Source organism: Parasphingorhabdus sp., assembly GCF_036963705.1.
Classification (GTDB): domain Bacteria; phylum Pseudomonadota; class Alphaproteobacteria; order Sphingomonadales; family Sphingomonadaceae; genus Parasphingorhabdus.
Genome location: NZ_JBALUT010000036.1, coordinates 21,897 through 28,264, shown reverse-complemented (window position 1 = coordinate 28,264; position 6,368 = coordinate 21,897). Strand labels below are relative to the sequence as shown.

The 6,368-nt window shown below is 56.8% G+C and carries 9 protein-coding genes and 1 tRNA gene; 4 read left to right on the top strand and 6 right to left on the bottom strand.

The window, feature by feature from the left end; translation table 11 throughout:
- Positions 1–12 precede the first annotated feature (12 nt).
- Together V7680_RS09665 and folK are read right to left on the bottom strand one after the other, a co-directional pair.
- A tRNA-Lys gene (locus V7680_RS09665) sits at positions 13–88 on the bottom strand.
- Between the two features lie 46 nt (positions 89–134).
- A complete protein-coding gene (folK, locus tag V7680_RS09660; RefSeq protein WP_335653086.1) occupies positions 135–665 on the bottom strand; it encodes a 2-amino-4-hydroxy-6-hydroxymethyldihydropteridine diphosphokinase in 531 nt (176 codons plus the stop codon).
- A gap of 118 nt (positions 666–783) precedes the next feature.
- On the opposite strand from folK, the gene V7680_RS09655 reads away from it, so the two are divergent.
- From V7680_RS09655 to V7680_RS09640, 4 genes are all read left to right on the top strand, one after another.
- A complete protein-coding gene (locus V7680_RS09655) occupies positions 784–1,335 on the top strand; it encodes a superoxide dismutase family protein (RefSeq protein WP_335653085.1) in 552 nt (183 codons plus the stop codon).
- Positions 1,336–1,372: 37 nt separating this feature from the next.
- Positions 1,373–1,837 (top strand): low molecular weight protein-tyrosine-phosphatase, encoded by a 465-nt coding sequence (locus tag V7680_RS09650; protein ID WP_335653084.1) that lies wholly within the window; start codon positions 1,373–1,375, stop codon positions 1,835–1,837.
- A 228-nt stretch (positions 1,838–2,065) separates the two neighbouring features.
- On the top strand, positions 2,066–2,809 hold the full coding sequence (locus V7680_RS09645) for a Bax inhibitor-1/YccA family protein (protein ID WP_335653083.1): 744 nt from the start codon (positions 2,066–2,068) through the stop codon (positions 2,807–2,809).
- A gap of 129 nt (positions 2,810–2,938) precedes the next feature.
- Positions 2,939–3,685, top strand: coding sequence for a hypothetical protein (locus V7680_RS09640; protein WP_335653082.1), 747 nt, complete (start codon positions 2,939–2,941; stop codon positions 3,683–3,685).
- A 70-nt stretch (positions 3,686–3,755) separates the two neighbouring features.
- On the opposite strand, the gene V7680_RS09635 is transcribed toward V7680_RS09640, so the two are convergent.
- From V7680_RS09635 to V7680_RS09620, 4 genes are all read right to left on the bottom strand, one after another.
- A complete protein-coding gene (locus V7680_RS09635; protein WP_335653081.1) occupies positions 3,756–4,370 on the bottom strand; it encodes a glutathione S-transferase family protein in 615 nt (204 codons plus the stop codon).
- A 1-nt stretch (position 4,371) separates the two neighbouring features.
- The gene (locus V7680_RS09630; protein ID WP_335653080.1) at positions 4,372–5,091 is read right to left on the bottom strand and encodes a helix-turn-helix transcriptional regulator; all 720 of its coding nucleotides are present in this window, start codon (positions 5,089–5,091) and stop codon (positions 4,372–4,374) included.
- The gene (locus V7680_RS09625; protein ID WP_335653079.1) at positions 5,091–5,465 is read right to left on the bottom strand and encodes a VOC family protein; all 375 of its coding nucleotides are present in this window, start codon (positions 5,463–5,465) and stop codon (positions 5,091–5,093) included. Before V7680_RS09625 ends, V7680_RS09630 begins: the two co-directional genes overlap by 1 nt.
- Before the next feature lie 105 nt (positions 5,466–5,570).
- The gene (locus V7680_RS09620) at positions 5,571–6,362 is read right to left on the bottom strand and encodes a VOC family protein (RefSeq protein WP_335653078.1); all 792 of its coding nucleotides are present in this window, start codon (positions 6,360–6,362) and stop codon (positions 5,571–5,573) included.
- Positions 6,363–6,368 lie beyond the last annotated feature (6 nt).

The window sequence follows — 6,368 nt, the reverse complement described above, 5'->3', positions numbered from 1 at the left end:
TTCAACGTATTATGGTGAGCCCTGCTGGGTTCGAACCAGCGACCTACTGATTAAAAGTCAGTTGCTCTACCGACTGAGCTAAGGGCCCCCGTAACTGGCTGGTGCAGTGCACAAAGCCGTTGGGAAGCGCCTCCCTAGGGACGCTTTGTTGCAGGGTCAAGCCGCTTTGGCGCTTTTTCCGGACGTTTCTTGGGGCGGCGGTTGCGGGCGTGCAATTGGGTGATTGTCCGACCGGTCAGGGGATCGCGCCAATCGCCTGCAATTTCCGCCGCCGGGCCTAGAACAAAGCCGCGTTCACGCATCAGAGGATGGGGGATGGTGAGGGCGGGCGCGTCGCCGTCAAACGCCCCGCCGCTCCACAGCAGAATGTCCAGATCGAGCACCCGGCGCGACCAGGCCTGACCTCGCCGTCGCCCAAATTCTGATTCTATCTGCTTTAAGATGATCAGCAGGGCCGGAGGCTGCTCCGCTGTTTCGATGACCGCGACCGCATTGGCATAGGATCTTTGTGATGGCCCGACCGGGCGCGATGCAATCACGGTGGACGCTGCTGCAACGGTCAGACGCCGCGTCGCCAGTCGCTGCAAGGCCGCCGCAAGAATTTCGCGCGGCAAGCCAAAGCGCTGGTGGCGCTGGTTGGAGCCGAGGGCGATCAGGTAATGCATATGTGGCAATCGGGTTCCTGAAGGACGGAGAAAGCAAGCCATTGGAACAACATGGTTCCAAGCGGGCGGATCGGCTGCTACCATGCAATCAATAGCGATTAAATCAAGGAGAAGCTTTGTGCGTCAACATCACATCAGCCTGTCGGGCGTGGTCTTGTTATCCCTTTTGGCCGCCGGATGCGCCCAGGAAGGCGAATCTCCCGGCGAAGTCAGCGGCAATGTCGCGCGCGCCGGCTTGGTGGGCGCGGATCAGACCCAATATGGCGAGGTAATCGTGGCGCAGGGCGATAATGGCCTGCTGGTAAACATCAGCGCGAAGGGCATGTCGCCGGGCCCGCACGGTGTGCATATTCACGAAACCGGTAAATGCGAAGGCCCTGATTTCAAATCCGCTGGCGGCCACTGGAATCCGGCCGGGAAGGCCCATGGCCTGGACAATCCGCAAGGCGCGCATGCGGGGGATTTTTTCAATCTGGATATTGGCGCAGACGGCACTGGCGCACTTGAGGCGATGGTCCCCGGGGCGACGCTTAAAGATGGCGACAAGGCGCTACTCGATGCGGACGGGGCGGCGTTTGTCGTGCACGAAGGCGCCGATGATCTGAAGACCGATCCTTCCGGAGACAGCGGCGGGCGCATAGCCTGCGGTGTGTTCGTCGGCGGTCGCTGAGTCGATCCATTTGAGTAGTAATGAGTAGAGTGAATTTATGAGCCATTCTGTGCTGTTTGTCTGTCTTGGCAATATCTGTCGATCTCCGCTGGCCGAAGCCGCCTTGCGCCAGGAATGCGCTGCCGCGGGGCTGAATGTGATCATCGATTCTGCCGGCACCGGTGACTGGCATGTCGGTCATGCCCCTGACGAGCGGGCTCAGGCGGTGGCGAGCAGGAATGGCGTCGATATAGGTCACTTGCGCGCGCGGCAGGTCACGACATCGGATTTTCACGATTTTGATCATATTATCGCGTTGGACAATCAGAATTTGCGCGATTTGGTGGCAATGCGACCTGCGCATGCTGTGGTGAATCTGTCGCTGTTGTTCGATCATGTTGCGGGCAGGGCGGGCGAGGATGTCGCTGATCCCTATTATGGGGCAGAGGATGGATTCGACCAGACCTGGGCGGAAGTGACCGAAGCGGCGAAAACCATCAGGCAATTGCTGGAAATTGAATAGAATATTCCGATCTGCAGAGACAATCGGCGACATGATTGTGTTCCAGACTACGGATATCCGTCTTCCAATCGGGAAATTATTCAGACATTGGGCTGGCAGATAGATTTTATCTATGGAAAGCGAGGCCTATTTTTTGCCATGACACACCGGTTTTCCTTGAAAAACAACAGCCATTACCCGATATTGAAACCAATCGGGCCCGTTTATCGGCTCGCTAATTTGAGGAGTATGCATATTATGGCTTGGCAAGACCCAAGAACAACCTTCGGGCAGCCCAGTGTGGGCGCCGCGCCGCAGACCGAAGTCGCGTTTGACGCGGGCCTGCGCACCTATATGCTCAAAGTCTATAACTATATGGCTAGCGGCGTTTTGCTGACCGGCTTGGTCGCGATGCTATTTGCCAGTTCCGGACTCGCTCAGGACATCATGTTCGGTGGCGGTCCGCTGAAATGGGTGATCATGCTGTCGCCATTGGCCATTGTTTTCGCGATGAGTTACGGGCAGAATAAATTCTCGACCTTCACATTGCAGGCGATGTTCTGGGGCTTTGCGGCTCTTATGGGCATGTCGATGTCGACGATTTTCCTGGTCTATACCGGTGCATCGATCGCACAGACATTCTTTGCTACCGCAGCCGCTTTCCTCGGTCTTAGCCTCTACGGTTACACGACCAAGAAAGATCTGTCGGGCATGGGCAGCTTCCTGATCATGGGTGTGGTCGGTTTGCTGGTCGCTATGGTGATCAACATCTTCCTGCAGTCGTCGATGATGAACTTTGTCATCAGCGCGATCGGTGTTCTGATCTTCGCTGGCCTTACTGCTTACGATACGCAGCGGATCAAGAGCATGTACGCTTATGTTGCCGGAACCGACATGGTCGGCAAGACCGTCGTCCTCAGCGCGCTCAGCCTGTATCTGGACTTTATCAACATGTTCCAGTTCCTGCTCTTCTTCATGGGCAACCAGGAATAGGCAAAAGCCAGACCCCAGACTTTCAAAAAAGCCCGGCAGGAAACTGTCGGGCTTTTTCTTTTGCCGGTTCGTCGAGATTTGACTGCAATGGCTGGACAATTGTCAGCGCGAATCATAAGGAAAAATCTGTTGTTCCGGGAGAGTGATACGATGCCGCGTTTGAAGGATTTACGTCTCATATTGGTTGCGAGCGGACTGGCTTTCTTGGCAGCCTGTCAAACGCCACCTCCTCCCCCGCCGCCTGCTCCGGTCGTCCAGCCGCAATATACGCCGCGCGCGCCGACACCGCCATTCGGGGCGAGCAGCCTTTCGGTCGTGCCGATGCTTCGTGCTGATGGCTTGCGCGATACCATCAACCGCGATCTCGGACCGCTGGAAACCTTGTGGCATGTTCGGGCCGCGATGAATGTGGCGGCTTTAAGCTGCACCGGCCCGCTCTATGAACGGCTTGTCGATGATTACAATGCGTTCATTAACAATAACAGCGCCTCGCTACGCAACGCCAACAATGCGATCATCCGGAAATTCCAGCGGGATATCGGTGCCGGTTACAAGACCGAGCATGATCGTCACCAGACACAGCTCTATAATTACTGGTCATTCTCTCCGCTACGCCGGCCCTTTTGTGATCAGGCGGTCCAGATCAGCCAGCGTGCAATCGTGACCAAGTCTGCCGATCTTGACGTATTCTCCGCACAAGCTTTGATGGAACTGGAAAAGCCGTTCACCGATTTTTATCTCGCTTATGAGGAATATGAACGCGACCTTCAGGCCTGGCAGGTTCAATATGGGGATCCGACCGCCGCCTCTACACCGGCAGCCGCCCAGCTTGGCGAGCCAGTGCTTGACTATGAGCAACCCGCCACCGGCGGCTAGATTCAGCGCAATTTTTAGAAAGGGCCGGATGGGATAACCATCTGGCCCTTTCCTTTGCTTTCAGCGACGATCAACCATTTTCGGCAATCAGCGCATCATCGACTGCCTTCGCGGCTTTATGGGCGTCACGGTCGGTCAGCCTTTTGGCGTAAGCGACGAAGCTGTCACGCTTGGGCAGGGTTCCAAATTGTGTGCCCCATATGATCTGCGCGCCGAAATAGACATCGGCCATGGTAAAGCGCGAGCCGCAGACATAGTCATCCGACTGGAGCTTGCTATCCAGTACATCGACAACCCGGTCAAAATTGCCATAACCGGCAGTCATCTCTTTATCTAGTGGCACTTCAAAGCCGAGAGACCGGTTGGTAATTGCCGCTTCAATCGGCCCCGCAGCAAAGAACAGCCACCGATAATAGTCGGCCCGTTCCGCTGCGGTCGGCGCGAGGCCGGCATCCGGAAAGGCTTCGGCTAGATAAGCGCAGATAGCCGCACCCTCGGTCACGATCTTGCCGTCATGATCAATCGCCGGCACCTTGCCCATCGGATTGATCTTCAGATAGTCGTCAGCCTTCATCGACGTGCCATAATCGAGCAATATCTGCTCATAGTCCGCGCCCGCTTCGTGCAGCGCCCAACGCGCAATCTGGCCGCGCGACATCGGGTTGGTGTAGAATTTCAGGGTCATCTCAATCTCCTCCTTGTTTTGTTTCTGCTAAATATTGCTCGTATTTTTCTTTCTGCTGCCGCGAAAATTCTTCGAGCGATCTTTCAGGGTCCGGTTTATAAACGCCGCCAGTAGGCGTGAGATTGGAAATGCGGTCGAGCCGGAACATCCGGAAATCATCGCGCAATTCGCACCACCCCACCAGCGTCCAGACTTTGCCCCAGAACCACAGCCCCAGCGGCCGCACGTTTCGCTTGCTCGTGGCGGCATCCTCGTCGCTATAATCAAGGGCAATGATTTCCCGAGCTTCAATCGCCTGTTCGCAGCGGTCGATTAATTCTCTGGCTTGCCCCGCCAATCCTATGCTTGGCGAGAATATCTTTGTATCGCCCACCCGGCTTCGCTCGGCTTCCGGCAAAACCGCCTCGATCTTGACCAAAGCTTCTTCCGCCGCAGCCATCATCGCCGTGCCACCCCAGGCCTTGACCATTCGCGCGCCAGTGACCAGCGCGACAATTTCGTCGCGGGTGAACATCAACGGCGGCAGTTCGAAGCCGCTGCGCATGATGTAACCGATGCCGGCTTCGCCATCGATTGGCACTCCGGTGGACTGGAGATCGACGATATCACGGTAGATGGTGCGTTCGGAGACTTCCAGGCGCTTGGCCAGATTGGCTGCGGTCACGAGCCGGCCACCGCGCAGATATTGGACAATCTGGAAAAGGCGGTCGGCTCTGCGCATCAGTCGTTATACTTGAAGATACCGAGGCTGTTGCCCTCCGTATCCTTGGCGTAGAAAAATGCGCCGGACGGGATAGTGATAGTCTCCGATACCACTTCACCGCCATTGGCCTTGATCCGTTCCATAGCTTCGGCCAATTCTCCGGGAGCGGAAAGATGCGCGGTAACGCCGTCTCCGGCAGTCGCGGGCTTGCCTTCATAGAGATGGCCGCACATCGCGCCATTGCTGCTGGGGATCATCTGCATGGTCTGCGGGCCGTTGTTGTCCTCGACGAGGGGCGTCTCAAGGACGGCTTCATAAAAACCTTTGGCGCGGTTGAGGTCGGTTGCGGGAATCTCCACCCAAACCAGTCGATCATGATTACTCTCGGTCATCTGCTTGCTCCTTCTTGTTGGTTGAACAAGCGCCGGATATCATAGCCCTCCTGACAGCATCATGTCAGGAGTGTTTCAACATGTGCAGATAGTTTCGCGGATTGTCTACTCTCGTGCACCGACCAAAGCGAAGGCTGCGCCTTGCGGGTCCATCGCGTTGAGCTGAAACTCGCCGCCAGGAATCTCCGTCGGTTCCAGCGTGATCTGGCCGCCCCCGGCCCTGATGGTTTTTACCGCCTCGTCAATGTCGGCCGCGCGGAAATAATAGGTCCATGCGGACAGCGGCATTGCGTCGGGCTTGTCCATCATCGCCCCGATCATGAAGTCATGGCGGAGAAAGCTGTAAGTGCCCATCGGGCCCATATCCATCTCGCCGTCTTTCTCCCATCCGAACAGGTCGTGATAGAAATTGAGCGCAGCGTCCGTATCGCTGGTGGCAAGCTCGTTCCAGGCGCAATGACCGACCATCGGTTCGGTTGCTGCAAAGGCGAGACTTGTCGCATCCGGATTATCGGCGGGCGGCGTCGGCTTCATCACATAGAACATGGCGCCCTGCTGATCGGCGACCAGCGCGAACCGTCCGACCTCCGCGATATCCCGCGGCTGCAGATGGACGCTACCGCCCGCAGAGGATATCGCCTCTGCCATCCGGTCTACGTCCTCGACATTGATATAGCCGAGCCAGCAGGGCTGTGCGCCATTGGCAGTCATTTCGGGTGTCAGCGGCAACAGACCGCCCAGACCGTTGCCCTTCATCGAGATCTGCCGATAGTCCATATCGGCCTGACCGCTATCGGAAAAATCCCACCCGAGTAGTGGCCCGTAAAAATCCTGCGCGGCGTCGGCATCGGTGGTCAGCAATTCATACCAGATGAAATCACCATGTTTGTTGGACATCGGTCC